This is a genomic window from Mycobacterium hippophais, assembly GCF_027529605.1.
Lineage (GTDB): Bacteria > Actinomycetota > Actinomycetes > Mycobacteriales > Mycobacteriaceae > Mycobacterium > Mycobacterium arseniciresistens.
In genome coordinates this window covers 63,802-89,963 of the sequence record NZ_JAPZPY010000011.1, presented here as the reverse complement: position 1 = coordinate 89,963, position 26,162 = coordinate 63,802, and the positions used below count along the sequence as shown (strand labels likewise).

The following is a 26,162-nucleotide window of genomic DNA, read 5'->3' as shown; positions in this document are numbered from 1 at the left end:
ACGAGAGCCACGCCGAGAGGACACCCGATGCTGACGCCACTACCGGCCGACGAGTGGGACGACGACACCGACCGCGCCCTGGAGGGCACCGTGTCGCCGGAGCGGCGCAACCCCACCGACGCCGGGAACGCACTGGCGACGCTCGTGCGCCACCCGGAACTCGCGGGCAAGTTTCTGCCGTTCAACACCTATCTGATGGAGGGTTCGTCGCTGCCGGCGCGCGAGCGGGAACTGGCGATCCTGCGGGTCGCCCACCGCCACGGGTGCCGCTACGAGTGGGTGCACCACGTCGCGATCGGCAAGCAGGCCGGCCTGACCGACGCCGACGTGGAGGCCGCCCGCACCGGAGAGGCGTCCGGCGCGTTCGACCGCGCCGTGCTGGCGGCCGTCGACGAACTCCACGACGGGTCGCGGATCACCCCGGGCACCTGGGAGGCGTTGGGGGAGTGCCTCGACGACCGGCAGCGGATGGACCTGCTGTTCACCGCGGGCGGATACGGGGTGCTGGCGACCGCGCTGAACACCTTCGGCGTCGAACCGGAGGAGTGGGCGGGCAAGCCGGAGCACTACCAGGCCTCCGCTTGAGTCGAGGCCGCCCGATCAGCTCGCCGCGCGCGCCTTGGCGGCCGCCGACTCCGGCATCGGCTCGTACCGCGTGAAACGACGGGTGAACGAACCGGCGCCGTGGGACAGCGACCGCAGGTCGATCGCGTAGCGGGTCAGCTCGATCTGGGGCACGTCGGCCTTCACCAGCGTGCGGTCCCCGCCCACGGTCTCGGTGCCCAGCACCCGGCCGCGACGTGCGGACAGGTCGCTCATCACCGCGCCCACCAGATCGTCGGGGATCAGCACCGACACCTCGTCGACCGGTTCGAGCGCGGCGATGCTCGTCGCCGCTGCCGCGTCGCGCAACGCCAGCGCGCCGGCCGTCTGGAATGCGAAGTCCGACGAGTCGACGCTGTGGGCCTTGCCGTCGACCAGCGTCACCCTGATGTCGACGACCGGGTATCCGGCTGCGCCGTTGCCGGTGAGGCCCTTGGCCATCTGCGCCCGGAGGCCCTTCTCCACGCTGGGGATGAACTGACGCGGCACCGCGCCGCCGACGACCCGGTCGACGAACTCGAAGCCCGAACCGGCGGGCAGCGGCTCGACCTCGATGTCGCACACCGCGTACTGACCGTGGCCGCCGGACTGTTTGACGTGCCTGCCGTGGCCTTTCGCCGCGGCGCCGAACGTCTCGCGCAGCGGCACCCGCAGTTCCACGACGTCGACGGTGACGCCGTAGCGGCGGGCCAGCGCATCGAGCACGACGTGGGAGTGCGCCTCGCCCATGCACCACAGCACCAGCTGGTGCGTCTCCGGGTTCTGCTCGACGCGCAGGGTGGGGTCCTCGGCGGACAACCGGGCCAGGCCGACCGCCAGCTTGTCCTCGTCGGTCCTGGCGCGGGGCGCCACCGCGATCGGCAGCAGCGGCTCGGGCATCGTCCAAGGTTTGAGCACCAGCGGAGTGTCCTTGCCGGACAATGTGTCTCCGGTCTCGGCATGGCTGAGACGGCCGATCGCACAGATGTCGCCCGCGATCACCGACGGGGCGGGGCGCTGTTGGCGGCCGAGCGGAAAGGACAGCGCGCAGACACGATCGTCGTCGTCGTGGTCGGCGGGTCCGGCGCCGAAGAAGGACGAGAAATGGCCCGACACGTGCACCGTCATGTCGGGCCTGATCGTCCCGGAGAACACCCGGGCCAGGCTCACCCTGCCGACATAGGGATCCGACGTGGTCTTCACCACCTCGGCGAGCAGCGGGCCGTCCGGGTCGCAGCACAGCGCGGCGTGGTCGGCGCCCTGCGGCGTGAACACCTCCGGGAGTAGGTGTTCGGGCGGCGACGGGAAGCCGCGCGCGACGACGTCGAGCAGTTCCAGGGTGCCGGTGCCGGTGGTGCTGCACACCGGGATCACGGGGAAGAACGACGCACGGGCGACGGCTTTCTCGAGGTCCTCGATCAACACCGACTCGTCGATGTCCTCGCCGCCGAGGTAGCGCTCCATCAGGGTCTCGTCTTCGGACTCCTCGATGATGCCCTCGATCAGGCCGCCGCGCAGCTCCCCGACCCGGTCGTCGTCGTCGGAAGTGCGGGCGAGCAGCCCGACCAGCCCGTCGCCGGCAGGCAGGTACAGCGGGAGAACCCTGTCGCCGAACGCATCCTGTGCGGCGGCCAGCGCGCCGGAGTAGCTGGCCCTGGCGTGGTCGAGCTTGGTGACCACCACCGCCCTCGGCATGCCCACCGCGCTGCACTCCAGCCACAGCGACCGCGTCGGCTCGTCGACGCCCTCGTTCGCGGCGATCACGAACAGCGCGCAGTCCGCGGCCCGCAAGCCGGCGCGCAGTTCACCGACGAAGTCGGCGTACCCCGGGGTGTCGATCAGGTTGATCTTGACGTCGCGGTGCCGCAGCGACGCCAGCGCCAGGCCGACCGACCGCTGCTGCGCGATCTCCGCCTCGTCGCTGTCGCAGACGGTGGTGCCCTCTGTCACCGAGCCGGCGCGGTTGAGCACACCGCCGGCGACCAGCAGCGCCTCGACGAGCGTCGTCTTGCCCGCACCGGAGGGGCCGACGAGGGCGACGTTGCGGATGGCCGCGGGCCGGTCCGCGGTGATGACGGCGGAGGCGCCGCCGTGGGAGGTTGTCGTCCTGTCGGCCATGACGATCCCTTCGCCCGGGCCGCGTCGCCCGGTGCACCGTCAAGAATTCTCCGATGGCAACGGCAGCACAAGGGTGGCCGGTGCACGGGCTCGAATGTGAGCAGTTCCTGACAGCACCCGCGGTCTCCGGTAAAAGGGCAGCCCAGCGGCCGTGCGGCGACGGCGATGATCGACACCGAACGCGAGTTGTGCTGTGAGGAAACGTGATTGAGGCTTGACGCATGGATCACCGCGACTACGCCCGCTTCCTGCCCGCAGAGTTCCGTCCCGAACCGATGACCGCGCCGACCCCGACGTGGTGGCCGTGGCGGGGCCGCATCGTGCACATCGCGAGGGCCGCCGCCCCCGGCGCCGCGGTCCGGGTGCTGGTGATCCACGGCGGCGGAGGCTGGTCGGGGGCGCTGTGGCCGCTGGCGGCGCTGGCCGCCCGCCACGGCGTCGAGGTGCTCGCCCCGGACCTCCCGCTCTACGGCGACACCGTCGAACCCCGGCCCGGCGACGTGCGCTACCCCGACTGGGTCGACCTGCTGTGTCACCTGGTGCGCGCCGAACGCGCGCGCGACGACCGGCCGCTGGTGGTGTTCGGCGCCAGCATGGGCGGACTGCTGGGCTACGAGGTCGCCGCCCGCACCCGCGACGTCGCCCACGTGGTGGCGACGTGCCTGATCGATCCCACCGACCCGGCGGTGCGCCGGGCGGTCCCGCGGCACGCCTGGACCGGCCCCGCCGCGCCGGCCGTGCTGCGCACCATCGACCCGCTCTGCGGGCGGGTTCGCGTGCCGATCCGATGGCTGGTCGACATGGGGTCGATGAGCCGCGACCCCGCGCTGTCGCGGCTGTGTGCCCGCGACCCCCGCGGCGGCGGGGTGCGGGTACCGCTGGGTTTCCTGTCGAGCTGGCTCGACTTCCGCCACACCGCACCGGAGACGTTCGACGCCGCGCCCGTCACCCTGGTGCACCCGGACGCCGACCGCTGGACTCCGCCGCGGCTCAGCATCGACTTCTTCGACCGGCTGCCCGGCCCCAAATCGCTGACACTGCTGCAGGAGTGCGGCCACTATCCCGTCGAGCAGCCCGGACTGGGCCGGCTGCAGGAGGTGTTGCTCGCCGTCCGCGACCAGCTCACACCGGCGTGAGCCGGTCCACCAGAGTCATCAGCTCGGCGGCGTCCGGTTTCTGCCGGGTCTGCACCCGGTGCAGATGGGCGTCGATCGCGTGCACCAGGGTCTGAGCCGTGACCGCGGTGTCCGCACCGCCGCGCCCGCAGCGGTCGAGGTGGTGGGCGATCTCGGCGGCGAGCCGGTCCTCGAAGGCCTTCATCGCCACGAGGTCGGCCGGCCGGCGCGGCCCGAGCCGGTGCATCAGGCCGTGCAGGGCGGGCCGGTCGCCGTGCAGTGCGACGATCTCGTCGAGCACCGCGCGCATCGTCTCGTCGAACGGCGGCCGCTGCACGCGCAGCCGGTCGAACACCCGGTCCAGCCGCGTGCCTGCCTCCCGGACGTGCCGCTCGGCCAGCGCGTCGAGCAGCGCATGTTTGTTCGGGAAGTACTGATACAGCGAGCCGATCGAGACGCCCGCCCGCTCGGCGATCCGGTTGGTGGTGGTGGCCAGACCCTCGCGGTCGAACATCTGCGCGGCGGCTTCGAGCACCACGTCCACCGTCGCGCGGGACCGCGACTGCCGGGGGCGTCTGCGCGGCCTCTCGCTCATCGGCTCACCATACGACCGTCAGAGCATGCGGGACAGGTGCCGGTTGCGCCGGACGACGGTGTGCTTGAGCACCAGCCCGACGTGCAGGGCGATCGCCAGCAGCAGCGCGACCTGGGCGGCCACGTGCAGCGGCACCCAGTCGTGACCGAGGGCGAGCACCGCGAGGCCGGTTGCGGGCACCACGAACAGCAGTGCCAGCAGCGCCTTCTCCAGTGCGCCCTCGAGGGCGCGCTCACCTGCGGTGAGGTGCTCGGCCCACGGCGGCAGCCCGGCGACGGCGCGCCAGACGATCCGCAGCACGCCCAGTGCGATCAGTGAGAGCCCAAGCGAGACATGCAGTTCCGGTAACGACACCCCGTCGCCGGTGAAGGTGCCCGAGACCACCTCGCCGAATGCGTCGCCCACGTAGTCGTCCTCACGGACGTCGAGTTCGTCCTCGAGGCGGTCGATCTCGTTCTCGAATCGTTCCTCGGCCGCTTCGCCCTGCTGTTCGGCCTGCTCCTCGCCGCGCTCCTCGAGTTCGTCGATACGGTCCATCTCGCGGTCGAGCGCGGCCTCGTCGGGTCCCATCGTCGCGCCCACCGCGAACTGCGCGACGATCACCGCGACGGTCAGCCAGTGCAGCAGCTTCGACACGGCGCCGTATCCGTGCGCGCCGTTGCGCAGCCGGATCAGGCCTGCCACGACGACCACCGCCGCACCGCGACGGTCACCACCGGACCGTCGAGGGCGAGGCGCTGGTATTGAACGTACTTGTGGCGCAACAAGGAATATCCGGCCGCCATCTCGACGCCGCTGTGATGCACCGTCGCCTCGCCGTCGGCGCGCACCCACCACAGCTGCGTCCAGTCGTCGGTGTAGTGGTCCACGAGCAGGGTCACCCGCGGATCGGCCTCGATGTTGGCCAGCCGCCGCAGCCGCTGGGTGGTCTTGCGCTTGGCGTCCACCGCGGTGTAGATCGTGTCGCCCGACACGGCGAACACCACCGGCACCAGATGCGGTGCGCCGTCGGGGCTTATCGTGGCCAGCACCGCCGAAGGCGCGTCCGCGAAGCGGGCCTTGGCGTCGTCATCGGCCATCGGGACTCACACCGCCTTGACCGGTTCGATTCCCAGATCGCGGTAGGTGACCAGCGCGACGAACGGCACATTGCGTTCGGCGAACAGCCCCGCCGCGACGTCGCCGCGGTCGACCATCGGGATGACGCCGGTGGCCACGGCCCCCGCCGCGGTCACCCGGTCCAGCGCGAGAGCCGTCGATCCGCCGGTGCTGATCACGTCGTCGACCAGCAGCACCCGCATGCCGGGCTCGATGCGGGTGCCCTCGATCCACTGCTCGCGGCCGCGCTGCTTCTGCTCCTTGCGCACCGAGAACCACGCGGCCCCGGTCACCATCGCCACGCCGTGGGCGAGCGGGTCCGCGCCCATGGTGAGCCCGCCGACGGCGTCGAACTCGATGCCGTTCATCGCCGCCAGGTCCGCGACCGCACGGCTCACCACCGTCAGCCGCTCACCGTTGTCGACGGCGTACTTACCGTCGATGTAATCGTGACTGAGCTGTCCGCTCGCCAGCCGGAACGGCTCGGCGCGGTGCTCGTAACCGCGGGTGCGGATCAGGTCGAAGGCGGCTTGCCAGGTGTCCGGACGCCCGGTCGCAGCAGACATACCGGCGATCGTATTGCAGGGTCAGCGGGTCCCGCGGGCGCGGCGGGTCAGTTCGACCGCCGCCGAGCGCAGTTCGTCGAACGAATCGATGGGCGCCGCGTAACCGATCCGGGGATACGCCACGCCGCGGGGCGTGGTCACCCGCAGGTCGAGGCCGTAACGGTCGGCGCCCGTGCAGGTGGCGGCCGTCGCGTCGGGGTAGCCGCCGAGGGAGGCGGCCATCGCCAGCAGCGCTTCGGCATGATCGGCGTTGAGATGGGCGACGGCGCCTGCGGCCCGCGGCTGCACCGGATCGGGCTCGGCGGCCGCGTACTCGGCGCCGGAGGTGGACTCCATCCGGCCGTATCCGCCGACCCACCGGACCCGCTGCACCCGCAGCACCCACAGCGTGAAGTCGCTGTAGTCGATGTAGTACTTGGCGGCCGCGACGGCCGCGAGGTGCGCCTCGCGGGCGGCGTCACGCTCCGCACCGGTCGGCCGTTCGGCCACGCCTGCAAGTGTCACCCGGCCGCTGGCCAGCGGGTCGGTGTCGGTGGCCGGCGCCACGATCGCCAGGCTGGCCCGCGGATCGCCGTCGAGGTTGCGGCCGTGTTCGGCCAGGTTGGAGACGCACAGCACGGGCGCGCCGCCGTGCAGTCCGTAGGTGACGAACGACGCCCACGGGTCGCCGTCCCCGGTGAGCGTGGCCAGCGTCGCGGTGTTGGTGGAGGCGGCGATGGTGCGGGCCTCTTCGGCGGCCGACGGGCGAACGGCGCGCGGCACCTCGCCCAGGGGCGGGGGGATGGACGGGGCGTCACCGGGGTCGCCATGGTCGCGGTTGGCCACCTCGGCACCCTACCTGACCTGGGCGTCGCCGCCGGGAGCGGCGCCGAGTGCGGGCATCGATGACCGGCGATGTCCGACAGCTACCGCCTAAGGCCATCAATATGTGAAAATGAGCGCGGTGGGTCTGTGGTATAGCAATCGCTCACCGGGGGAGCGAGGGTCGCATGGCAATGCCGTCGTTGCGCCCGCTGATGTGTGCCGGCGTGGTCGTGGGCGGACTGGTGGTGGCTGGTCCCGCAGCCGGCGTCGCGATTGCCGACCCCGGTCTGTCCGACGACGCGGGCAATCGCGACAGCAGTTTGTCCGGCAAACGCGATGCCGACCGCAAGCCCGGATTGAGGCTCGGGTCCCGCAACGACGACGGCTCCGGCAGTCAGCGCAAGCGGCGGTCATTCGGCATCAGCCTCGACCGCGACGGCGACCGCAAGAACGAGAAACCCGACGGCTACGGCGCTCGCGAGCCCGGCCGCATCGACATCAGGGTGCCCGGCGGCCGGCGCAACCTGCCGATTCCACAACTGCGCGTCTCGGTGGGCGCCGACAGCGAACGCAAGCCCGACACGTGTTCCGGGTCGAACTGCGTGGGACTGCGGGTCGCGGGCGTCTCCGCAGAGGTGTCGCTGTTCTCCGCCCAGCCCGAACCCGAACCGGAGCCACCCGGCCCGACCTTCCGGGGTGGGCCCGCCGACGTGGACCCGGTGGCCGATGCCGGAAGTGGCGCCGGTGAACCCGGGCGGTTCAGCGCGGGGGCACCCGGCGTGCTCGAGGTGCCGATGATCGTCCCGCCGCCGCCGCCGCCGGTCCCGGCGTCCGTGGTGGGGATGGCACCACTGCCCGCCGTGGTGCCGGGGGCGCCCGCGGGCACCGCGCCATCGCCGGGGTTGTTCGGGATCCAGGCCGCGCTGCCCTCGTCCGCGTCGGGCGGCCCGATGATCGTCCCGCCGGGCTTCAACGCGCCCGCACTGCCGGGATCGAATCTCGCCAGCGGTGCCGCGATGCGGTCGGGTCTGCCGTCGGCGACGCGTCCCGCCGGCCCGGGCGCCCGGTGGCTCGGCGCGATGCCGGGATTGTTCGGCCTGTTCCTGGTGACGCTCTGCGGCGGCTTCATCGGCTACCGGCAGGCCAACGCAGTCCGGTATGTGCGCGCCGGGGGCGCCGACCGGTTCCTCGGTTGAGGCTCAGCCGCCGAGCGCGGCGATGAGGTCCTTGATCCTGGCGCTTTCCGACTCGCTCGCCTGCTCCTCGGACTCGACGGCCTCGATCAGGTCGCGGCGCAGTCCGACGCCGTTGGCGGCTTCCTTGGTGCTCAGCTTCGCGCGGTTGCGGGCGACGTAGAGGCGCTGGCCCAGCGTGGCGCCGGGCCCGCCGGCCGCGTCCTCCATCAGCGCGTCGTAGCGGTTGCGCACGCCACTGAGCGCGACGATCACCGACGGGTTGATCCGGCTGTGGCTCGCCGCCTCCGACATCGCACCGAGCAGCTTGCGCATACCCGTCAGCACCACGGCCGCCCGCTCCGGGAATTCGGGATCGCCCGCGTCGGGCAGGGCGTCGATGGCGGCCGAATACATGTGCATCGCCGCATCGGAAAGACTGACGATTACCGGAGCTTCACCATCGTTTGGCGTCGACTCAGCCACAGGCCCACCCGAATTCCTACTCAAAGTTTTGCTGATCGCCCGGGCGGTCACCCCGACGGGCCGATCACAGACGCCGAAACCGTAACGCGTTACCACCGGGGTTTCAACCGTTACCTCGAGTCGCCGCCGGCGACCCGGAAACCGGCCCGGCGGGCCACGATTCGGTTCGGGCCGTCATGGGTAGGTTTCAGGGGGCGACGGAACAGTGACCTCGTCCGACGATCTGGAGCCCAGCGATGAACCTGCCGTTCGACACCTGGTTACCGCAGCAGCGGTGGTACGCCGGGCGCACCCGACGCCTCGCCGAGGCCCGCCCGGGCCGGGTGATCTCCCTGCGGCCCGACCTCGACATGGTTCTGCTCGACGTCTCCTACGCCGACGGCGCCGCCGAGCGCTACCAGTTGCTGGTCGGTCACGCCGACACCACTCCCGCCGACGTCCCCGCCGGTGCGGTGATCGGCGCCGACGACGGCCGCGCCGCCTACGACGCGCTGTTCGACCCGGCCGCCACGCAGCACCTGCTGTCGCTGATCGACGACGATGCCGACATCGACGGCGTCCGCTTCGTCAAGGAACCCGGCGCCGTGCTGCCGACGGACGCGGCGGCCCGGGTGTCGGGCGCCGAGCAGAGCAACACCAGCGTCATCTTCGGCCGCGAAGCCATCTTCAAGGCCTTCCGCCGCATCACCCCCGGCGTCAACCCCGACATCGAGCTCAACCGGGTTCTCGCGCGGGCGGGCAACCCGCACGTCGCGCGTCTGCTGGGGTCGATCGAGACGACGATGGACAGGCAGCCCTACGCGATGGGCATGGTCACCGAGTTCGCCGGCGGCTCCACCGAGGGCTGGGACATGGCGCTGGCCAGTACCCGGAATCTGTTCGGCGACGGTCAGAACAGCGTCGCCGCAGACGAATTCGTCGCCGAGTCGCGCCTGCTCGGCGAGGCCGTCGCGTCGGTGCACGCCACGCTCGCCGACGAACTGGGCACCTCGGACGTGCCGTTCCCCACCGACACGGTGCTCGAGCGGCTCCGCTCGGTGGCGGGCGCGGTGCCCGAGATCGGCCGCTACGTCCCGCTGATCGAGGAGCGCTACCGCAAGTTGGCCGAGCAGTCGATCACCGTGCAGCGGGTGCACGGCGACCTGCACCTGGGGCAGGTGCTGCGCACCGGGGCCGCCTGGCTGCTCATCGACTTCGAGGGTGAGCCCGGCCAGCCGCTCGACGAGCGCAGGCGTCCGGACTCGGCGCTTCGGGACGTCGCCGGTGTGCTGCGGTCCTACGAGTACGCCGCCCACCAGCAGCTGATCGAGGGTGCGACGGAGACCGATCCGCAGCAGGCCGGCCGTGCCCGGGAATGGGCGCAGCGCAACGTGAGTGCGTTCTGCGACGGATACGCCGCCGCGTGTGGTGCCGACCCCCGCGACTCGGCCGAGCTGCTGGCGGCCTACGAACTCGACAAGGCCGTGTACGAGGCGGGCTACGAGAGCCGTCACCGGCCGGGGTGGCTGCCCATCCCGCTGGACTCGATCGCCCGCCTCGTCGGGTAGCAGCCCCTACAGCGTGGCGACCTCGTAGTCGGTGAGCCGGCCGGTCAGCACGTTCAGCTGGTCACCCGCCGAGCCGAGCGTGTGCTCGATGGCCGTCAGGCGCGCCGCGTAATGCCCGACCGGGTATTCGGCGGTGACGCCGATGCCGCCGTGCAGCTGGATCGCCTCCTGGCTGATGTGGCGCCCGGAGCGGCAGATCTGCAGCTTCGCCCGGGCCGAGACCGCCGGGTCGAAGTTGCCGTCCGCGATCGACATGGCGGCGTACATGCTCATGGAACGCGCCAGTTCGAGCGAGACGTACATGTCGGCGGCGCGCTGGGTGAGCGTCTGGAACTTGTTCAGCGTGACACCGAACTGCTTACGGCTGGTGAGGTATTCGGTGGTCAGCCGCAGCGCCTCCTCCATCGCCCCGAGTGCCTCGGCGCACAGTGCGGACTGCAGGCGGACGACGGTGCGGGAGATCGCCTCGGAAGCATCGGACGCCGATCCCAGCGGTTGCGCCGGTGCGTCGGCCAGATCGATCTGCGCGCCGTGCTGGCCGTCGAAGGTTCGGTAGCCCGTGCGGGTGACCGCGTCGGCCTCCACCAGGAACAGTCCGGTGCCGCCGTCGGGCAGTGCCGCGCTGACCACCAGCGTGTCCGCGGAGTCACCTGCGAGCACCGGGTTCTTCCGTCCGCTGAGCGACCACGAATCCCCTTGCCGCACAGCTTTGGTCGCGATCGTGCCGGAGGCACCGCGCATGCCCGGCTCGACGTGGGCGAAGGCCAGCAGTCGCCGGCCCGCGGCCACCTCGTCGAGCAGACCGCGCTGCTCGTCGGTGCCCGCCTCGGCGATCAGCGCGCCGGGACCCAGGGCGGCGTGCAGCACCGGCTCGGGCGCCAGCCTGCGGCCGATCTCCGTGGCCACCGCCATGATCTCCAGCGCCCCGCCGGCGTCCTCCTCGAAACCCAGTCCGAGGATCCCGATTTCGGCGAGCTGGTTCCACACGTCGCGGCTCCACCCCAGCTCGGTGTCGATCACCTTGAGGCGGCTCTCCGGGTCGTAACTGCGGGCCAGCACGTCACGGGTGGTGTCGCGCAGCAGCACCTGCTCTTCGCTGAGCTGAAAGTCCATGAGTTGCTTCCTATCTCACAGTCCGAGGATGGTGGAGGCGATGATGGTGCGCTGCACCTCGTTGCTGCCGCCGTAGATCGAGGTCTTGCGGTAGTTCAGGTAGGTGGGCGCCGCGTGCTGGGCCCAGTACGGCGAAGCGATGTCGTCGCCGGCGTCGAACGGCAGCGCGTCGGCGCCCGCCACCTCGACCAGCAGTTCGGTCGCGATCTGCTGCAGCTGGCTGCCGCGCAGCTTGAGCACCGACGACGCCGGGTTGGGCTTGCCGTCGACCGATCCGGACGCCACCCGCATCTGCGTGAGCTCCAGTGCCAGCGCGTCGTTCTCGGCCTCGGCCAGACGGGCGGCGAACAGCGGGTCGTCGAGCAGGCCGGATTCCTTGGCGCGGGCCTTGACGTCGGAGAGCTTCAGCTTGGTGCGGGCGACCTGGGTGATGCCGGTGCGCTCGTTGCCGAGCAGGAACTTGGCGTAGCTCCAGCCCTGGTTCTCCTCACCGACGAGCTGGTCGGCGGGCACCCGGACGTCCTCGAAGAACACCTCGTTGACCTCGTAGCTGCCGTCGACGAGCTTGATCGGCCGCAGCGTGATGCCCGGGGTGTTCATGTCGATGAGCAGCAGCGAGATACCGGCCTGGCGCTTGGGCGCCTGCGGGTCGGTGCGCACCAGGTTGAAGATCCAGTCGGCGTGCTGGCCGAGCGTGGTCCAGGTCTTCTGGCCGTTGACCACGTAGGAGTCGCCGTCGCGGGTGGCGGTGGTGCGCAGCGAGGCGAGGTCCGAGCCGGCCTCGGGCTCGGAGAAGCCCTGGCACCACCAGATGTCCAGCGACGCGGTCGGCGGCAGGAACCGTTCCTTCATCTCCTGCGAGCCGAACTCCGCGATCACCGGGCCGATCATCTTCGCGTTGAAGGTCAGCGGCTCGGGGACGCTGGCCAGCTGCATCTCGTCGAGCCAGATCTGGTGCTGGGTGGGCGTCCAGTCCTTACCGCCCCACTCGACGGGCCAGTTCGGCACCGCCAGTCCGTGCTCGTGCAGGATCTTGTGGCTGGTGATGATGTCCTCTTTGGACACCTCGCCGCCGCGGCGTGAGCGCTCACGGACGTCGGCGGGGATCTTGGTGGTGTAGAAGGTGCGTAGCTCGTCCCGGAAGGCGGCTTCCTCCGGTGTCAGCGCCAGTTGCATGGCTGCCTCCCTACTCGTCGGTAATCAGGCTTGTATGTACCGTAAACCACCCGGTTGGTCGGGTCGCTGGCGCACTCCCGAGCGCCGCGGGGGCGGACAATGTGGGCCATGGCCAAGTACCTGCTCAACGACGCCGCGGTGGAGAAGGCCCGAGGTCTCATCGAGGCGCGCCAGTATGTGCTCGACAGCGATTGGGGTGAGGTCCAGCCCCGCGCCGACGCGCAGAACGCCTACCTCGACAAACACTCCTGGGACGACTACGCCGCCTGGCATCTCGCGCTCACCGACGGCGCGACCGACGGCACCAAGGCGCGCTACGCCTTCGGCTACGGCGATTTCCGGCGGCTGCACCGCACGGGCCTGATCGCCTGCGTGTACCGGGCCGCCGAGTGGCGGCACAAGCAGGTCGAACTGGCCGCCCACGACCTGCTGCAACGCCTCGACCGGGCCTGCGGCATCACCTAGTCGCGCAGCAGGAACTCCAGCAGCCGTTCGCGTACCTCCGGCGACGCGTCGACGGCGGGGTCCGATCCGTGCAGCAGGCCGAGGCCGGCGCCGAACAGCAGGCCCGAGCGCAGCGCCGCGTCGCCGGGTTCGAAGCCGTAGTCGGTGAACGCCTGCAGGACCGCGGCGAACACCCGCTGGTCGCCCCGGCGGACACTCTCGCCGACCCGGTCGTCGGTCAGCGCCCAGGCCCGCATCACCCGCTCCACCGACCAGTGGTCCGGGCGCGCCAGCATGCCCATCATCCGGGCCAGCCGTTCCCGCGGGTCCACGTCACCCATCGATATCAGCCGGCGGCGGTCCGCGGCGCGCAGCTCGGTCCACGAATCGACCAGCGCGGCACGGTAGGCCTGGATGTCGGCGAAGTGCCAGTAGAAGCTGCCCTTCGTCACGCTGAGCCGCTCGCAGAGCCGGCCGATGCGCAACGCGTCGAAGCCGCCCTCGGCAAGCAGGGCGAACCCGGCTTCCACCCAGTCGTCGAACGACAGGGGTTGGTCGCGCTGCGACGCCATGACGCGCAGCATACGGTCACCGCCCCCGGCCGCCATTGACACTGGCGAAAATTTGCCCCCGCGGGCAGCCGCGTTTAGCGCCGCGGCCGGAGGGGCAACCGGGCAGGCGACAGCAGGCCGCACCGGACCGATCCAGGAGGTCTCCCATGAGCACCGAGAACAACGCCGCCGATTCCGCCAACGACGTCGGCGGAGAGGGTGAATCGCTGCGCCCGTCAGAGGCGCTGGACTCCGACGAGGTGCGCAACAACGACGGCGACGACGTCGTCGACCCGCCGGAGCGGTGGATCGAGCCCAAGGAGGACGAGACCCTCGACGAGCGGCTTTCCGACGAGGTGCCCGACGTCGCCGCGGACGGCGAAGCGGTCGCGGGCGACATCACGGACGGCGGTGACGTCGTCTCGGTGAGCGACGACGAACTCGACCACCTCGACACGCAGCGGCACGGCACCGACGAGGGTCAGGTCAGCGGGACACCGGAGGACGGCGAGTCATTCTTCGACGTCGTTGAATGACCCCCGTCGAGTGACGCGGGGCGGGCGGCCCCGCCGGCTCAGTCGCCCGCCTGCAGCACCATCACCGCGCGCGAGTCGACGCTGAACGTCGTCCCGGCCGGCACCGGCTCGCTGTGCCCGGCGCCGTTGCCCCCGGTGTAGATGACCGGCTTCCACAACGCCCCGAACTCCTCGCCGGGCATGGTGAAGTCGATCGGCTCGTGGTGGGCGTTGAAGCACAGGAAGAACGAGTCGTCGACCACGCGCTGGCCCCGGTCGTCGAGGTCCGGGATGCCGTCACCGTTGAGGTACACCGCCACCGACTTGGCGAATCCGCTCTCCCAGTCCTCGTCGGTCATCTCCGAGCCGTCGGGGGAGAACCACGCGATGTCGGGCAGGCCGGGTCCGCCCTTCTGCCGGACCGGCCTGCCGCTGAAGAACCGGCGGCGGCGGAACACCGGGTGCGCGGCCCGCAGCGCGGACACCGCCTGGGTGAACTCCATCAGATCGGTGTCCGCGGTGGACCAGTCGATCCAGGACAGTTCGTTGTCCTGGCAGTAGACGTTGTTGTTCCCGTGCTGGGTGCGGCCCAGCTCGTCGCCGTGCGCGATCATCGGGACGCCCTGCGACAGCAGCAGGGTGGTCAGGAAGTTGCGCTGCTGCTTGGACCGCAGCGCGTTGATCTCGGGATCGTCGGTCGGGCCCTCGACACCGCAGTTCCAGGACCGGTTGTGGCTCTCGCCGTCGTTGTTGTCCTCGCCGTTGGCGTCGTTGTGTTTCTCGTTGTAGGACACCAGGTCCCGCAGCGTGAAGCCGTCGTGGGCGATGACGAAGTTGATCGAGGCGACCGGTCGGCGAGCGGTGTGCTCGTAGAGGTCCGACGAACCGGTCAGCCGGGAGGCGAACTCGTCGAGCGTGGCCGACTCACCGCGCCAGTAGTCGCGGACCGTGTCGCGGTACTTGCCGTTCCACTCGGTCCACTGCGGCGGGAAGTTGCCGACCTGGTAGCCGCCGGGCCCGACGTCCCACGGTTCGGCGATCAGCTTCACCTGGCTGACCGTCGGATCCTGTTGCACGAGTTCGAAGAACGTCGACAGCCGGTCGACATCGTAGAACTCGCGGGCCAACGTGGAGGCCAGATCGAACCGGAATCCGTCGATGTGCATCTCGGTGACCCAGTACCGCAGCGAGTCCATGATCAGCTGCAGCGCGTGCGGGCTGCCGGCGTTGAGGCTGTTGCCGGTGCCGGTGTAGTCCATGTAGTAACGCTTGTCGTCGTCCACCAGGCGGTAGTACGCCGCATTGTCGATGCCGCGGAACGAGACCGTCGGACCCATGTGGTTGCCCTCGGCGGTGTGGTTGTAGACCACGTCGAGGATCACCTCGATGCCGGCCTCGTGCAGCGTGCGCACCATCGCCTTGAACTCCTGCACCTGCCCGCCGGGGGTGTTGCTCGAGCTGTACTTGGGATCGGGCGCCAGGAAGCCGATCGTGTTGTAGCCCCAGTAGTTCGACAGGCCCTTGTCGATCAGGGTGGAGTCGTTGGCGAAGTGGTGCACCGGCATCAGCTCGATGGCGTTGACGCCGAGCGCCTTGAGGTGGTCGATGATCACCGGATGGGCCACCGCGGAATAGGTGCCGCGGATCTGCTCGGGGATGTCGGGATGGGTCTGGGTGAGTCCCTTGACGTGGGCCTCGTAGATCACCGTGTCGGCGTACTCGTGTTTCGGCGGGCGGTCCACGCCCCAGTCGAAGAACGGGTTGATCACCACCGACTTCGGCATGAAGTCGGCCGAGTCGTCGTCGTTGCGGCTGTCCGGCTCGCCGAAGTTGTAGCCGAACAGCGGCTGACCCCAGTCGAACGTGCCGTCGATCGCCTTGGAGTACGGGTCGAGCAGCAGCTTGTTCGGGTTGCAGCGCAGCCCGTTGGCGGGATCGTGCGGGCCGTGCACGCGGTAGCCGTATCGCTGGCCGGGTTCGATGTTGGGGATGAACCCGTGCCACACGAAGCCGTCGACCTCGGGCAGCGTGACGCAGCCGGTCTGCTGACCGTCGGCGTCGAACAGGCACAGCTCTACCCGTTCGGCGACCTCACTGAACACCGCGAAGTTGGTGCCGAAGCCGTCGTACGTCGCGCCGAGCGGATAGGCCTTGCCCGGCCAGATGTCGGCGAGCGCGGCGGGCGCGTCGGCCGGTGGGGCGGGCTTGCTCGAGCTGGCTCGAACCAAAGTGCACTCTCCTACTTCCCTGGAATGACCAAGGCGACGATACGGGTCCCCGCGATGCGGGAGCATCACGAGCGTTCTTCCAGCCGTCCCGCTCCGGAGAGGAGTCCATGGTGTCGAGCCGCCCCGACCAGCCCCGTTACCGCACGTTGCTGGTCGACGTCCACGCCGGTGTGGCCACCATCACCCTGAACCGGCCGGACCGGCGCAACGCCGTCGGTGACGGGATGCGGGACGAACTGGTGCAGGCCTATACCCGGTGCGACGGGGACGAAAACGTGCGCGTCAGGCCACCTCGACGCCCGCCGCCCGCAGCGCGTCGACGGCCTCGGCGGTGGTCGTCGGCGACACCCCCGCGGTGAGGTCGAGCAGCACCCGGGTGGTGAATCCGGCGGCGGCCGCGTCGGCGGCGGTGGCCTTCACGCAGTAGTCGGTGGCGATGCCGACGACGTCCACGGTGTCGACGTCGCGAGCGCGCAGCCAGTCGGCCAGGGTGGTGGCCTGCGCCGGGTCCTCGTCGCCGTGCACGCCCTCGAAGCCGCTGTAGGCGGCGGAGTAGTGGCCCTTGTGGAACACCGCTTCCACGGCAACGTGCTCGAACGCGGGATGGAAGTCGACGCCGGGTGTGCCGACGACGCAATGCGGTGGCCAGGAGTCTCGGAAGTCCGGGTCGTCGGAGAAGTGCGACCCCGGATCGATGTGGTAGTCCTTCGTCGCGACGATGTGGTCGTATCCGTGGGAGCCGAGCAGTTCGGTGATGCCCCGCGCGACACCGGTGCCGCCCTCGACGGCCAGCGACCCGCCCTCGCAGAAATCGTTCTGGACGTCGACGATGATCAATGCCCGCATGTCACAACGGTATCCCCGGACCGCGGAGCGGCGCTCAGAAGCGCGGCGGTTCGTCGCCCTCGCAGGCGGTGAGGGCGGGGCAGACGATGTAGTGCGCCTGGTTTCCACCGTCGCGCCGGGCCTCGCCGACGGCCGAGCGGGCGATGCCGATCAGCTCGGTGAGCACCTCGTAGGGCGGATGCTGGGCGAGGCCGCGCATCGGGGTGCTGACCACGCCGATGCTCGCGCTGGTGCGCGGCGGGGTCACCTTGATCGCACTGCGGACGCGCTCCACCAGCGGCGAGCTGTCGGTTGTGGGGAAGCTGTCGACGATCAGGAACTCCGACTGCGGCACGTGGGCGATGACGGCGTTCTGCCGGGTGGTCTCCCGAAGGGTCTGACCCACGGCGACGCGGGCCCGCTCCCCGGACACCCGGCCCTCCGTCTGCGTCAGCAGCGCATAGCTGTCCAGGTCGACGACCACGATCACGAGGTAGCGGTCGTCGTCGCGGTTGCGGGCGGCGATGAACGCCGACGCGGTGCGGTAGAACGCCTCCTCGTTGAGCAGGCCGGTGAGCGGGTCGATCTCGGCGTTGTGGATGTTGATCCCGAGCAGGTGCACCAGCGACTGGCAGGCGAACGGCACGCCGAAGTTGACCAGCACCAGGAACAGCAGTGTGGAGGTGGCGAGCGCCGTGTCGCCGGCCTCGCCGAGGCGGACCGCCAGCGCCGCCCCGGTTGCGGTGGAGATGACGAAGTTCAGTGCCATGTAGCGCGGTGTGTGGAAGAAGGCGATGTAGCCGGCGAGGACGGCGAACGCGGTCGCGCCGAACATCCCGTTGAAGGGGTCGGCCTGGACCAGGCACACCGCGGAGATGCAGGTGGCCACGACGACCACGAAGAACGACGACTGCGCACGACTCAGCCAGCCGTGCAGCAGGAAGGTGGCGGCCAGCGCGAGTAGACAGGTGGCGACGACCAGCGCGACGGTGGCGCCGAGACGGCCGTGCGGGCCGGCTGGGCTGGCCAGCGACACCAAGACGACGCCGGCGAAACCGGCGAGCGCACTGGCGAACAGCCGGCACGTGCTGGCCTGCACGCCGCGGGCGGCCAGCATCGCGGTGAGCCAGTAGTAGTGGTCGGGTTGCCGCCACCAGTCGCGTATCGCGCTCGTCATACGGCCTCCCAGTCGGCGCCCACATCCCGCAACAACTCCGAGATCGTGGTGTGCTCGGGCGGCCCCGGCCATGACGTTATCAAGAAATCCGTACCTGTGGTACGGCGGATTACCCGCCGAACAGCAGGTACAGGCCCATGAACGTGTAGCCGACCATCACCAGCATCATCGCCAGCTGGCCGGTCAGCTGGTGGGCGCGGGGCAGCAGCCGCAGCGCGCGGTCGTGCGCGGCGATGACGCCCGCGATGTGACCGGCAACCACGAAGCCCACCTTCAGCGTCGCCAGCACGGCCGGATGCATCGACAGCACGTAGCTGACCTCGGCATCCGCGAGCCCGAACAGGTTCCAGCCCCGGTCCAGCGGGTCGGCCAGCCGGATCACGGTCTGCTGCCCGCGCTCGATCAGGTAGGTCAGGTAGTGGGCGAAGATGTACCCGATGACGATCGGGATGAGCGAGTGCGCCATCAGGCCGGGCAGCTTCCGGCGCAGCGCGGTGTCGACCCCGCCGGTCGCGCGGGCCGCGAACCAGAACGTGCCGGCCACCACCCCGATGAACACCAGCAGGCCGGCGGTCCGGACCAGCGTCGCCGCCGCCGCCGAGGACGTGTGTTCGTCGACGAAGGTGCGGAACGCCGGCGTCGCCGAGAAGCTGTCGAAGGCCGTCGAGCCCAGCAGCACCGCGAGCACCGCGAGGGTGCCGCCGCGCACCGGCAGCGTCAGCAGGTGGTCGAACGGGTTGCCGATCGCGATGCGCCCGGACTCCCGGTCGCGGCGCAGCGGCGAGAGCCGCGACGCCACCACGCTGTAGACCTCGAACGGATCGGCGCGGGCCGGCCAGCGCAGCCCCCACCACAGCGTCCCTGCGGCGATGACGGCGAGGTAGATCAGCAGCCAGGTGCGGATCGCCTGCAGCGAACCGGGATCAGCGCTGGCCAGCTCCAGCCAGACGAAGGCGAACAGTCCCGCCGCCGCAGGCCAGTACCCGAGCCGCTCGGGATACGGCCTGCCGTCGCGGGCGCGCCCCAGGGTCGCGACTCGGTAGGCGCAGCGCACCGGCGACACCGCCCGCCACACCGGGCCGACGAACAGCGACAGCGCGGGCACGCCCACCCAGATCAGCACGTAGAACACGCCGGCCAGCGGGTTGTCGGCGCCGTCGGCTCCGAAGAACGCGGCCATCGCCACCCAGCCGGTGAAGACCAGCGCGATCGCCGCGACGACCCACCTCGTGGCGGGGGCGTCCACCGCGGTGGTCACCCACTGCGGCAGCGCCCGGCCCGGCTTGTCCGGGTCGAACCGCGGCGTGCGCCACGCCAGCGCGACGACGGCGAAGGTGAACGTCAGCGCCCACGCCGCGCCGATCAACGCATAGGTGAACGGGATCGGCAGGTCGGTCGAGCCGCCGAGGCCGTGCGCGAGGATCGCGGTGGAGGCGCCCGCCGTCACTGCTGGACTTGGATGGTCGCGACGACCTTGCCCGCGTCGTGCAGTTCGATGTCGACGTTGCCGGGCACGTCGACGGTGAACTGGAACTGCTGACCGGGCTTGGCCTCGACGGGGAAGCTGTGCTCGGGCACCGAGTGCACGTGCAGTTCGTCGGCGGCGTCACTGTCCACCCGGATCACGATCGGCTGACCCACCTTGGCCTGCAGCGCGGCGTTGGTCGGAGTCACCTCGCCACCCTGGATCTTCACCTCGACCGTCAACCGGTCGGGCGCCTTCTGCTGGTCGGTCATGTCCGACGGTGCGACGGTGGTGACCGACGGGGTGCTCGACGCGGCGGTGCTGCCGCCGCCGTCCGCTCCGTCGCCACCGCCGCCGCAACCGGCGAGAAGGGTTGTCGTGGCTGCTAGTACGAGGAATCTGCTAAGCGCTGTCACGATCACCCATCTTGGTCTGTCGCGCCTATCCCTTCACTGTGAGGCCCGTCTCCTCTGCGACGGTTCTTCACCGCGATGTAGACCACGACGCCGGCGACGACGAACGCCGGGGCGAACGCCGGGACCGCAAGCCAGATCGGGTGATCGGCGAGCAGCTGGACGTCGGGCCGACCCGTCATGCCTGCGCTGAGGGCTGCAGTTCCGCGTCGCTCTCGGACGGTTCGCTGTTGTTGATCCGGCCGCCACCCCAGGTGATGCCGGAGATCATCGCCAGCGTGCAGAGCAGCACGACCAGGCAGCCGATCAGCCACAGCGACTGCGGGATGTCCGGGCTGCGCTCACGCTGCAGGATGGTGATCTCCGAGACGAACGGCCGGGTGAACTGTGCGTCCGCCGGCACCTCCTGCGCGCCGATCCCGGCATCGCCGGCGAGGTAGATCGGCACAGCGGCCAGCGTCCGGCCGTCGTGCACCCGCAGCAGCGTCTTCCAGGTGCCCGACACCGGCATCGGTTCGGTGGACACGAAGTGTCCGGGACCGACCTTCTCGAGGGGGTCGACGAACTGACCCGTCTCATTGGGCAGCCCGCCCTGCCAGCCCAGCACCGCGACCCAGTTCGGATCGTCGCTGATGACGTCCGGCGGGTTGAAGCGCACGTCGGCGGTGACGTAACGGCCCTCGCCCGGGCCCTGCGCTTCGGTCAACGTGAACGCGGCGGTCGCATTCTGGGGCACGTCGTAACGCAGGCCGTTGGCGGTGGCCACCCCGATCACGAGCACGGTCAACGCGACCAGGCCGGCGCCGATCGCCCGGCGCGGCAGCTTCTGGCCGGTCAGCACCATGCCGATCATCCCGCCGCAGCCTCCGACGAGGATCGCGACCGGAACCGCCATGGCCAGGCCCTCCGGCCAGATGCTGGCGGGCCACGGCAGGGGGTAGACGGCGTTCACCCACAGCGATTCCAGCCAGATGCCCAGGGTGCCGATGCCGAGTCCGGCGACCAGTCCGAATACGACGGGCCGCTTGTACAGCGGCGTCAGGGCCAGGATCTCGACGACCAACGCCGCGCCGAGGTAGAGCGCGAACCAGTTGACCGGTGCGTCGAGCACCGGGGCCACGATGAAGGCGACGATGCCGCGCAGGCCGATGGCGATGATGGCAGCGATCAGGGCCGCGCCACGACCCAGGAAGATCCGGGCCATCACCAGCGCCAGCGCCGCCGCGGCAGCGATCAGCATCGGCTGGAACACCTGCCGGAACTGCGGCACGCCGAAGTCGAATTCGATCTGGTAGACCGACGCGCCGATCAGGACACCCGCGAAGGCCAGGTACATCATGAACTTCAGCCCGAGGCCGTCTTTCGGCGCGTCAGGACCCTTCGCACGCTTGCCTTCGTACTCGAGGTACGCAGCGGCGAGGGTGGAGAAGCCGGCGCCGCCGATCATCATCAGGTGGGTGGGTCCCCACAACGTGACGTCCTGGCCGAAGATGCGGTGCCAGATGTCGTCGAGCGGGAAGCCCATCAGCGCGTAGAGGCCACAGCCGGCCATCACGATGCCGCCGACCGGTGCGTACCAGTCATCGGTGATGCGGACCGCGGCCGGGCCGGGCCGCTCCCCGTCCAGGGGCAGCACCATCGCCGTGCAGCCGGCGACGAAAATGCCGAACAGGCCGATCAGGATGAAGTAGTGGGCCGGGTTTGCCAGCGCGCCGTCGTCGCGGCCGTTGCCGATGTGCAGGCTGACGTCCCAGATGAAGCCGAACAGCGCGCAGATGATGGAGGTCGTGAACATCGCGATGGGCAGCGCCACCCACGACGGGCGTTTGAAGCGGTGCCCGCCCCAGTCGGCCAGCTTCCTGAGCCAGGTGATCTTGCGTTGTCGGTGCATCCAGCCGATCCAGAGCAGCACCGCAGTCACGACGCCGCCCGCGGCGGTCAGGCCGATGATCTCGTTGATGGCGGCGCCGCCGCCCTCTGAGCCCTCGGCGGCCAGCACCGAGACGCTGGAAACCTGGTCGAACAACCCCACTGTCATCTCCCCAAGTCGCGCGGACCAAACCTACCGCTGGGTAATATTGCCAGAGACGGCCGACCCGAAACCAGGGGTACCGGGTAATTCATCCAGCGGTCACGGTTGTAGGACGACCTTCACCATCCCGTCTTCCTTCTTCTGGAACGTCTCGTAGGCGCCCGGCGCGGCGTCGAGCGGCAGCCGGTGCGTCGCGAACGACTCCACGCCGAGCGGATCCTCGGCGGTCAGCAGCGGCAGGATCTCCGGCACCCACCGCTTGACGTTGGCCTGACCCATCCGCAGCTGGATCTGCTTGTCGAACAGCGTCTTCATGTCGATCGGGTCGGCGACGCCGCCGTACACCCCGCTGAGCGATATGGTGCCGCCGCGGCGGACCAGCGAGATGGCGGAGTTCAGCGCGGCCAGCCGATCCACCCCGGCGTTCTTCATCACCAGCCGGCCCACCGGCGCGGGCAGGAAGCCGCTCGCGGTCTGCGCCGCCTCGGCGATCGGCGATCCGTGCGCCTCCATCCCCACCGCGTCGATCACCGCGTCGGCGCCACGGCCCTCGGTGAGGTCGGCGACGACGGCGTCCACGTCCTCGGTGCGCATGTCGACCACCTCGGCGCAGAACGGCCGCGCGCGGTCCAGCCGTTCGGTGACCCGGTCGACGCCGATCACCCGGCAGTCCTTGCGGTGGGCGGCGATGCGGCACGACATCGCGCCGATCGGCCCGAGTCCCAGCACGACGAGCGTGCCGCCGGCGGGCACCTCGGCGTACTCCACGGCCTGCCACGCCGTGGGCAGCACGTCGGACAGGTAGACGTAGCGGTCGTCGGGCCCGTCGTCGGGCACCTTGATGTGGGTGTACTGCGCCTGCGGAACACGCAGGTATTCGGCCTGTCCGCCGGCGACCTCGCCGTACAGCTTGGAGTAGCCGAACAGCGCGGCGCCGGTGCCCTGGTCGCGGTTCTGCGTCGTCTCGCACTGACTCTGCAGGCCGTGGTCGCACATGAAGCAGGACCCGCAGGAGATGTTGAACGGGATCACCACCCGGTCGCCGACCTTCAGGGCCGATCCCGCCTCGGCGCCGACCTCTTCGACCACTCCCATCGCCTCGTGGCCGAGGATGTCGCCGGGGCTCATGAACGCACCGAGCACCTCGTAGAGATGCAGGTCCGAGCCGCAGATGTTGGTGCTGGTGACCTTGATGATCGCGTCGGTCGGTTCCTTGATGGCCGGGTCGGGCACCGTGTCGACGGACACCTTCCGACGGCCCTGCCAGGTGACGGCACGCATACGTCCTCCTCCGCGATTTCGTGCTGATCGGGTTTCAAGGGGGCATGCCCGCAATGTGGTGCCCCAAACGGGCGCCGGGTCAGCTCCAGGGGGTGGTCGGCCGGTCTCGGCGGTGACCGTCGACGACGACGTCGACCTTCTCGTCGAAGAAGCACACCCGGTCGCGCACCGGTTCGGCGTCGTGCAGCGGGTCCGGGTAGGTCCAGGCGAGGTCGCGCGGTCCACCGGGAAGGGAGAAGTAGTGGGCGCGGCCCTTGTAGGCGCAGTAGCTCGCGGTGTCGCTGGGTTCGAGGTCGGCGGTGACGTCCTCGCGCGGCAGGTAGAAGCGCACCGGCAGTTGGGTCTCGAACAGCAGCATCGGCCGGGTCGACTCCGCGAGCCGGGTGCCATCCAGCTCGACGACGACGTGGCGGTCGCTGCGCAGCACGTCGATGCGGCTGAACGGATCGTGCGGGTGCCCGACGATCCGCTCGTCCTCCTCGCGCCAGTCGAATGGGTCGAACTGGAGGATCGCGTAGCCGTCGAGGTCGGAGTCCTCGGGTGCGAAGGCCGCGGCCGCGCCGGTCTGGTCCCCGGCGATCACGTCGTACGGCGTGCCGGCACAGCTGTGTGAGGCGAACGGCACGGACGGATCGAGGACGGGACGGCCGGTGTCGTCGTCGTCGATTCCCGATTCGGCGCCCGCGGGAACCAGCTGGGCGGTGAGGTCGTCGATGGGCACGGCGTAGGCCGGCACGATGCGGCGCGGTTCCCACACCAGCCGGGCCCGGCAGGTGTCGGCGACGGGCTCACCGCCGAGGGACACCCGCACCCGCTTCTCGGTCGGCTCGAAGCGCAGCGCCCCGACGTTCCCGCCGAGCGCGTCCAGCATGCGTATCGCCATGAGCCCCTCAGCTTTCCCGGGTCGCTTCGCTCCTGCCCGCCGCCTACTTCCTCGGCGGCTGGAGCACCTTCATCGCCAGCCGCATCACCGGGTCGGGGACGCGGTCCTTCGCGCCGAGGGCCGCGTCGGCGGCGCGGCCGCGCAACGGGGTGCCGCGGCCGAACCAGCGGTTCAGCGGCCCGCCGCTCGGTTCGAGGTCGACGTGCAGGGGCGGCGCACCGTCGGCGGCGCCGAGCGCGCGCCCGATCACCATCCGCTGGATCTCGCTGGTGCCCTCGAAGATGGTGTACAGCTTGGCGTCGCGGTACCACTTCTCCACCGGGTGGTCGGTGATGTAGCCCCAGCCGCCCATGGTCTGGATGGCGCGTTCGGTGGCCTTGACCGCCACCTCGCTCGCGGCGAGCTTGGACATCGACCCCTCGCCCCGGTCGAACGGCACACCGGTGGCGGCCATCCACGACGCCCGCCAGGTGAGCAGCCGCGCCGCGTCGATCTGCGTCGCGATGTCGGCGATGGGGAAGGAGATGCCCTGGTTGTCGATGATGGGTGCGCCGAACGCCTCCCGCCGGTTGGCGTACTCGGTCATGTATTCCAGTGCGGCACGGGCGATTCCGAGGGCCTGCGCGGCGACCATCGGCCGGGTCTGCTCGAAGGTGCCCAGCGACGCCGAACCGGAACGGCGCGCGCCCTCGACGGCCTCGCGAGCCTTCTCCAATTTGTGCTCGAGCTTCTCGTTCCCGCCGAGGAGGTTCTCGCCGGGTACCCGCACGCCGTCGAACTTCAGCTCGGCGGTGTGCGACGCCCGGCAGCCCAGCTTGTCGAGCTTGCGCACCAGCTGCAGGCCGGGTGTGCCGCCCGGGACGATGAACATCGCCTGCCCGCGGTGGCCGAGTTCCTGGTCGACCACGGCGTTGACCACGTGCACGTTGGCGATGCCACCGTTGCCGATCCACATCTTGTGGCCGTCGATGATCCAGTCGCCACCGTCGCGACGCGCCGTGGTGCGTAGGTTGCGGACGTCGCTGCCGCCCTCGGGTTCCGAGATGGCCAGCGCGGCGAGCTTGAGATCGCCTGGAGTGCCGAAACATTCGGGTGCCCACTGCAGCATCTGCTCCGGCGACGCGGCCTGCCCGATCGCCGAGAGCGCCAGCGCGGGCATCACGACGGCCAGCCCGATGCCTGCGCAACCCCAGAACAGCTCCTCCATGAACATCGGCAGGGACAGGCCGGTGGGGTCGCCGATCAGGTCGCGATAGAACAACGGGCTGTAGAAGCCCCGCTGCGCCGCCTCCTCCAGCACCGGCCACGGGAATTCCTGGCGCTTGTCGTACTCCTGCGCCACGGGACGGATGCACTGCTCGGCGAACTCGTGGGCGCGCCGCGCGAGGTCGTGCTGCGCGATGGTGGGCGTCAGGTCGAAGGTCATCGATCGACGGATTAGCCGCGAGACGTCGCCGCGAAACCTCGACTCACCTGAGCTGCCCACGACGACGGCCCCCGGATTTCTCCGGGGGCCGTCGTCGGTGGTGCGTGGTGTTACTTGACGTCGATGGTGACCGTCGGGCTGAAATTGTTGTTGGTCTTGTCGTTGGAGCGGATCGCGTTGGGGCGGATGCTGGCGTTGGGGCTGACCGAGACGACGCGGGCTTCGTCGAGCGGGACGTCGTTGAGGCGGTTGACCTGAACGCGGTAGCCCTGCGAGCGCAGTTCTTCGATGGCTTGTTCGGCGTTGCCGGGGCCGGTGGGTGCGGCGGCGGCGGGGCCGGCGAGGCCGATGAAGGCGGCGGCGAAGGCGCTGGCGGCGATGGTGGCGAATCCGAACTTGTTCATGGCCTTGCTTCTTTCTTGGTGTTTCTCGTTGTGGTCTGACTGTTCAAACCACCAGGTCAGGGGATTGATTTCCGTTGGCAGTGATTGGCCGACCGCTGGCAGGAAGTGATCGGTCGACGCTGGATCTGCCGTCATTTGCGGTCGTG

At 70.2% G+C, this 26,162-nt stretch carries 27 protein-coding genes; 7 read left to right on the top strand and 20 right to left on the bottom strand.

What is annotated here, in order from left to right:
- Positions 1-27: 27 nt before the first annotated feature.
- Positions 28-585: a carboxymuconolactone decarboxylase family protein gene (locus O6P37_RS21330; protein WP_269895964.1), complete on the top strand. Its 558-nt coding sequence runs from the start codon at positions 28-30 to the stop codon at positions 583-585.
- Between the two features lie 15 nt (positions 586-600).
- On the opposite strand, the gene O6P37_RS21325 is transcribed toward O6P37_RS21330, so the two are convergent.
- Positions 601-2,700 carry an elongation factor G-like protein EF-G2 gene (locus O6P37_RS21325; protein WP_269895963.1) on the bottom strand — a complete coding sequence of 700 codons (2,100 nt, stop codon included), beginning with the start codon at positions 2,698-2,700 and terminating at the stop codon, positions 601-603.
- 221 nt (positions 2,701-2,921) lie between these two features.
- On the opposite strand from O6P37_RS21325, the gene O6P37_RS21320 reads away from it, so the two are divergent.
- Positions 2,922-3,836: an alpha/beta fold hydrolase gene (locus O6P37_RS21320; protein WP_269895962.1), complete on the top strand. Its 915-nt coding sequence runs from the start codon at positions 2,922-2,924 to the stop codon at positions 3,834-3,836.
- Here O6P37_RS21320 and O6P37_RS21315 read toward each other — a convergent pair.
- From O6P37_RS21315 to O6P37_RS21295, 5 genes are read right to left on the bottom strand one after another with little or no spacing between them, the layout of a single operon-like run.
- Positions 3,823-4,410, bottom strand: coding sequence for a TetR/AcrR family transcriptional regulator (locus O6P37_RS21315; RefSeq protein WP_269895961.1), 588 nt, complete (start codon positions 4,408-4,410; stop codon positions 3,823-3,825). The two genes, O6P37_RS21320 and O6P37_RS21315, sit on opposite strands and share 14 nt — an antisense overlap.
- A gap of 18 nt (positions 4,411-4,428) precedes the next feature.
- On the bottom strand, positions 4,429-5,094 hold the full coding sequence (locus O6P37_RS21310) for a cytochrome b (protein ID WP_269895960.1): 666 nt from the start codon (positions 5,092-5,094) through the stop codon (positions 4,429-4,431).
- Positions 5,082-5,489 (bottom strand): TIGR03668 family PPOX class F420-dependent oxidoreductase, encoded by a 408-nt coding sequence (locus O6P37_RS21305; RefSeq protein WP_269895959.1) that lies wholly within the window; start codon positions 5,487-5,489, stop codon positions 5,082-5,084. Before O6P37_RS21305 ends, O6P37_RS21310 begins: the two co-directional genes overlap by 13 nt.
- Positions 5,490-5,495: 6 nt before the next feature.
- Entirely contained in the window at positions 5,496-6,074 is a 579-nt protein-coding gene (locus O6P37_RS21300; RefSeq protein WP_269895958.1) for an orotate phosphoribosyltransferase, read from the bottom strand.
- A gap of 21 nt (positions 6,075-6,095) precedes the next feature.
- Entirely contained in the window at positions 6,096-6,899 is an 804-nt protein-coding gene (locus O6P37_RS21295; protein ID WP_269895957.1) for a HugZ family pyridoxamine 5'-phosphate oxidase, read from the bottom strand.
- A gap of 164 nt (positions 6,900-7,063) precedes the next feature.
- Here O6P37_RS21295 and O6P37_RS21290 point away from each other — a divergent pair, with 164 nt between their 5' ends.
- Entirely contained in the window at positions 7,064-8,074 is a 1,011-nt protein-coding gene (locus O6P37_RS21290) for a hypothetical protein (protein ID WP_269895956.1), read from the top strand.
- Between the two features lie 3 nt (positions 8,075-8,077).
- On the opposite strand, the gene O6P37_RS21285 is transcribed toward O6P37_RS21290, so the two are convergent.
- Positions 8,078-8,467 (bottom strand): hypothetical protein, encoded by a 390-nt coding sequence (locus O6P37_RS21285; protein ID WP_269896080.1) that lies wholly within the window; start codon positions 8,465-8,467, stop codon positions 8,078-8,080.
- Positions 8,468-8,772: 305 nt separating this feature from the next.
- Between O6P37_RS21285 and O6P37_RS21280 the strand changes: the two genes are divergently transcribed.
- On the top strand, positions 8,773-10,083 hold the full coding sequence (locus O6P37_RS21280) for a maltokinase N-terminal cap-like domain-containing protein (RefSeq protein WP_269895955.1): 1,311 nt from the start codon (positions 8,773-8,775) through the stop codon (positions 10,081-10,083).
- Between the two features lie 6 nt (positions 10,084-10,089).
- On the opposite strand, the gene O6P37_RS21275 is transcribed toward O6P37_RS21280, so the two are convergent.
- Together O6P37_RS21275 and O6P37_RS21270 are read right to left on the bottom strand one after the other, a co-directional pair.
- Complete coding sequence (locus tag O6P37_RS21275; RefSeq protein WP_269895954.1) at positions 10,090-11,196, bottom strand: acyl-CoA dehydrogenase family protein; 1,107 nt, start codon at positions 11,194-11,196, stop codon at positions 10,090-10,092.
- Between the two features lie 15 nt (positions 11,197-11,211).
- Positions 11,212-12,372 carry an acyl-CoA dehydrogenase family protein gene (locus tag O6P37_RS21270; RefSeq protein ID WP_264013775.1) on the bottom strand — a complete coding sequence of 387 codons (1,161 nt, stop codon included), beginning with the start codon at positions 12,370-12,372 and terminating at the stop codon, positions 11,212-11,214.
- A gap of 108 nt (positions 12,373-12,480) precedes the next feature.
- On the opposite strand from O6P37_RS21270, the gene O6P37_RS21265 reads away from it, so the two are divergent.
- Positions 12,481-12,837: a hypothetical protein gene (locus O6P37_RS21265; RefSeq protein ID WP_269895953.1), complete on the top strand. Its 357-nt coding sequence runs from the start codon at positions 12,481-12,483 to the stop codon at positions 12,835-12,837.
- Here O6P37_RS21265 and O6P37_RS21260 read toward each other — a convergent pair.
- A complete protein-coding gene (locus O6P37_RS21260) occupies positions 12,834-13,388 on the bottom strand; it encodes a TetR/AcrR family transcriptional regulator (RefSeq protein ID WP_269895952.1) in 555 nt (184 codons plus the stop codon). The genes O6P37_RS21265 and O6P37_RS21260 overlap by 4 nt on opposite strands.
- Before the next feature lie 146 nt (positions 13,389-13,534).
- Between O6P37_RS21260 and O6P37_RS21255 the strand changes: the two genes are divergently transcribed.
- Positions 13,535-13,903, top strand: coding sequence for a hypothetical protein (locus O6P37_RS21255; RefSeq protein WP_269895951.1), 369 nt, complete (start codon positions 13,535-13,537; stop codon positions 13,901-13,903).
- A 38-nt stretch (positions 13,904-13,941) separates the two neighbouring features.
- Here O6P37_RS21255 and glgX read toward each other — a convergent pair whose 3' ends face one another.
- Entirely contained in the window at positions 13,942-16,047 is a 2,106-nt protein-coding gene (glgX, locus tag O6P37_RS21250; protein WP_408633224.1) for a glycogen debranching protein GlgX, read from the bottom strand.
- Positions 16,048-16,217: 170 nt separating this feature from the next.
- Here glgX and O6P37_RS21245 point away from each other — a divergent pair, with 170 nt between their 5' ends.
- Entirely contained in the window at positions 16,218-16,469 is a 252-nt protein-coding gene (locus O6P37_RS21245) for an enoyl-CoA hydratase/isomerase family protein (protein WP_269895949.1), read from the top strand.
- Here O6P37_RS21245 and O6P37_RS21240 read toward each other — a convergent pair.
- From O6P37_RS21240 to O6P37_RS21200, 9 genes are all read right to left on the bottom strand, one after another.
- Positions 16,393-16,956, bottom strand: a complete 564-nt coding sequence (locus O6P37_RS21240; RefSeq protein WP_269895948.1) for an isochorismatase family protein — start codon at positions 16,954-16,956, stop codon at positions 16,393-16,395. The two genes, O6P37_RS21245 and O6P37_RS21240, sit on opposite strands and share 77 nt — an antisense overlap.
- A 34-nt stretch (positions 16,957-16,990) precedes the next feature.
- Positions 16,991-18,112: a sensor domain-containing diguanylate cyclase gene (locus O6P37_RS21235; RefSeq protein ID WP_269895947.1), complete on the bottom strand. Its 1,122-nt coding sequence runs from the start codon at positions 18,110-18,112 to the stop codon at positions 16,991-16,993.
- 109 nt (positions 18,113-18,221) lie between these two features.
- The gene (locus tag O6P37_RS21230) at positions 18,222-19,559 is read right to left on the bottom strand and encodes a hypothetical protein (protein ID WP_269895946.1); all 1,338 of its coding nucleotides are present in this window, start codon (positions 19,557-19,559) and stop codon (positions 18,222-18,224) included.
- Positions 19,556-19,993 (bottom strand): hypothetical protein, encoded by a 438-nt coding sequence (locus O6P37_RS21225; protein ID WP_269895945.1) that lies wholly within the window; start codon positions 19,991-19,993, stop codon positions 19,556-19,558. Before O6P37_RS21225 ends, O6P37_RS21230 begins: the two co-directional genes overlap by 4 nt.
- Positions 19,994-20,168: 175 nt before the next feature.
- A complete protein-coding gene (locus tag O6P37_RS21220; protein WP_269895944.1) occupies positions 20,169-22,028 on the bottom strand; it encodes a hypothetical protein in 1,860 nt (619 codons plus the stop codon).
- Between the two features lie 93 nt (positions 22,029-22,121).
- On the bottom strand, positions 22,122-23,303 hold the full coding sequence (locus O6P37_RS21215; RefSeq protein WP_269895943.1) for an alcohol dehydrogenase catalytic domain-containing protein: 1,182 nt from the start codon (positions 23,301-23,303) through the stop codon (positions 22,122-22,124).
- A 79-nt stretch (positions 23,304-23,382) separates the two neighbouring features.
- Positions 23,383-24,186 (bottom strand): DUF427 domain-containing protein, encoded by an 804-nt coding sequence (locus tag O6P37_RS21210; RefSeq protein WP_269895942.1) that lies wholly within the window; start codon positions 24,184-24,186, stop codon positions 23,383-23,385.
- 43 nt (positions 24,187-24,229) lie between these two features.
- Positions 24,230-25,612 carry an acyl-CoA dehydrogenase family protein gene (locus O6P37_RS21205; RefSeq protein WP_264013762.1) on the bottom strand — a complete coding sequence of 461 codons (1,383 nt, stop codon included), beginning with the start codon at positions 25,610-25,612 and terminating at the stop codon, positions 24,230-24,232.
- Positions 25,613-25,722: 110 nt separating this feature from the next.
- On the bottom strand, positions 25,723-26,151 hold the full coding sequence (locus O6P37_RS21200) for a hypothetical protein (protein ID WP_269895941.1): 429 nt from the start codon (positions 26,149-26,151) through the stop codon (positions 25,723-25,725).
- Positions 26,152-26,162: the final 11 nt, after the last annotated feature.

Coding starts and splice junctions, on each gene's coding strand:
- O6P37_RS21330 (WP_269895964.1), top strand. CDS start 28: ATGCTGACGCCACTACCGGCCGACGAGTGGGACGACGACACCGACCGC.
- O6P37_RS21325 (WP_269895963.1), bottom strand. CDS start 2,700: ATGGCCGACAGGACGACAACCTCCCACGGCGGCGCCTCCGCCGTCATC.
- O6P37_RS21320 (WP_269895962.1), top strand. CDS start 2,922: ATGGATCACCGCGACTACGCCCGCTTCCTGCCCGCAGAGTTCCGTCCC.
- O6P37_RS21315 (WP_269895961.1), bottom strand. CDS start 4,410: ATGAGCGAGAGGCCGCGCAGACGCCCCCGGCAGTCGCGGTCCCGCGCG.
- O6P37_RS21305 (WP_269895959.1), bottom strand. CDS start 5,489: ATGGCCGATGACGACGCCAAGGCCCGCTTCGCGGACGCGCCTTCGGCG.
- O6P37_RS21300 (WP_269895958.1), bottom strand. CDS start 6,074: ATGTCTGCTGCGACCGGGCGTCCGGACACCTGGCAAGCCGCCTTCGAC.
- O6P37_RS21290 (WP_269895956.1), top strand. CDS start 7,064: ATGGCAATGCCGTCGTTGCGCCCGCTGATGTGTGCCGGCGTGGTCGTG.
- O6P37_RS21285 (WP_269896080.1), bottom strand. CDS start 8,467: ATGTATTCGGCCGCCATCGACGCCCTGCCCGACGCGGGCGATCCCGAA.
- O6P37_RS21280 (WP_269895955.1), top strand. CDS start 8,773: ATGAACCTGCCGTTCGACACCTGGTTACCGCAGCAGCGGTGGTACGCC.
- O6P37_RS21275 (WP_269895954.1), bottom strand. CDS start 11,196: ATGGACTTTCAGCTCAGCGAAGAGCAGGTGCTGCTGCGCGACACCACC.
- O6P37_RS21270 (WP_264013775.1), bottom strand. CDS start 12,372: ATGCAACTGGCGCTGACACCGGAGGAAGCCGCCTTCCGGGACGAGCTA.
- O6P37_RS21265 (WP_269895953.1), top strand. CDS start 12,481: ATGGCCAAGTACCTGCTCAACGACGCCGCGGTGGAGAAGGCCCGAGGT.
- O6P37_RS21260 (WP_269895952.1), bottom strand. CDS start 13,388: ATGGCGTCGCAGCGCGACCAACCCCTGTCGTTCGACGACTGGGTGGAA.
- O6P37_RS21255 (WP_269895951.1), top strand. CDS start 13,535: ATGAGCACCGAGAACAACGCCGCCGATTCCGCCAACGACGTCGGCGGA.
- O6P37_RS21245 (WP_269895949.1), top strand. CDS start 16,218: ATGGTGTCGAGCCGCCCCGACCAGCCCCGTTACCGCACGTTGCTGGTC.
- O6P37_RS21240 (WP_269895948.1), bottom strand. CDS start 16,956: ATGCGGGCATTGATCATCGTCGACGTCCAGAACGATTTCTGCGAGGGC.
- O6P37_RS21235 (WP_269895947.1), bottom strand. CDS start 18,112: ATGACGAGCGCGATACGCGACTGGTGGCGGCAACCCGACCACTACTAC.
- O6P37_RS21220 (WP_269895944.1), bottom strand. CDS start 22,028: ATGACAGTGGGGTTGTTCGACCAGGTTTCCAGCGTCTCGGTGCTGGCC.
- O6P37_RS21215 (WP_269895943.1), bottom strand. CDS start 23,303: ATGCGTGCCGTCACCTGGCAGGGCCGTCGGAAGGTGTCCGTCGACACG.
- O6P37_RS21210 (WP_269895942.1), bottom strand. CDS start 24,186: ATGGCGATACGCATGCTGGACGCGCTCGGCGGGAACGTCGGGGCGCTG.
- O6P37_RS21205 (WP_264013762.1), bottom strand. CDS start 25,612: ATGACCTTCGACCTGACGCCCACCATCGCGCAGCACGACCTCGCGCGG.
- O6P37_RS21200 (WP_269895941.1), bottom strand. CDS start 26,151: ATGACGGCAGATCCAGCGTCGACCGATCACTTCCTGCCAGCGGTCGGC.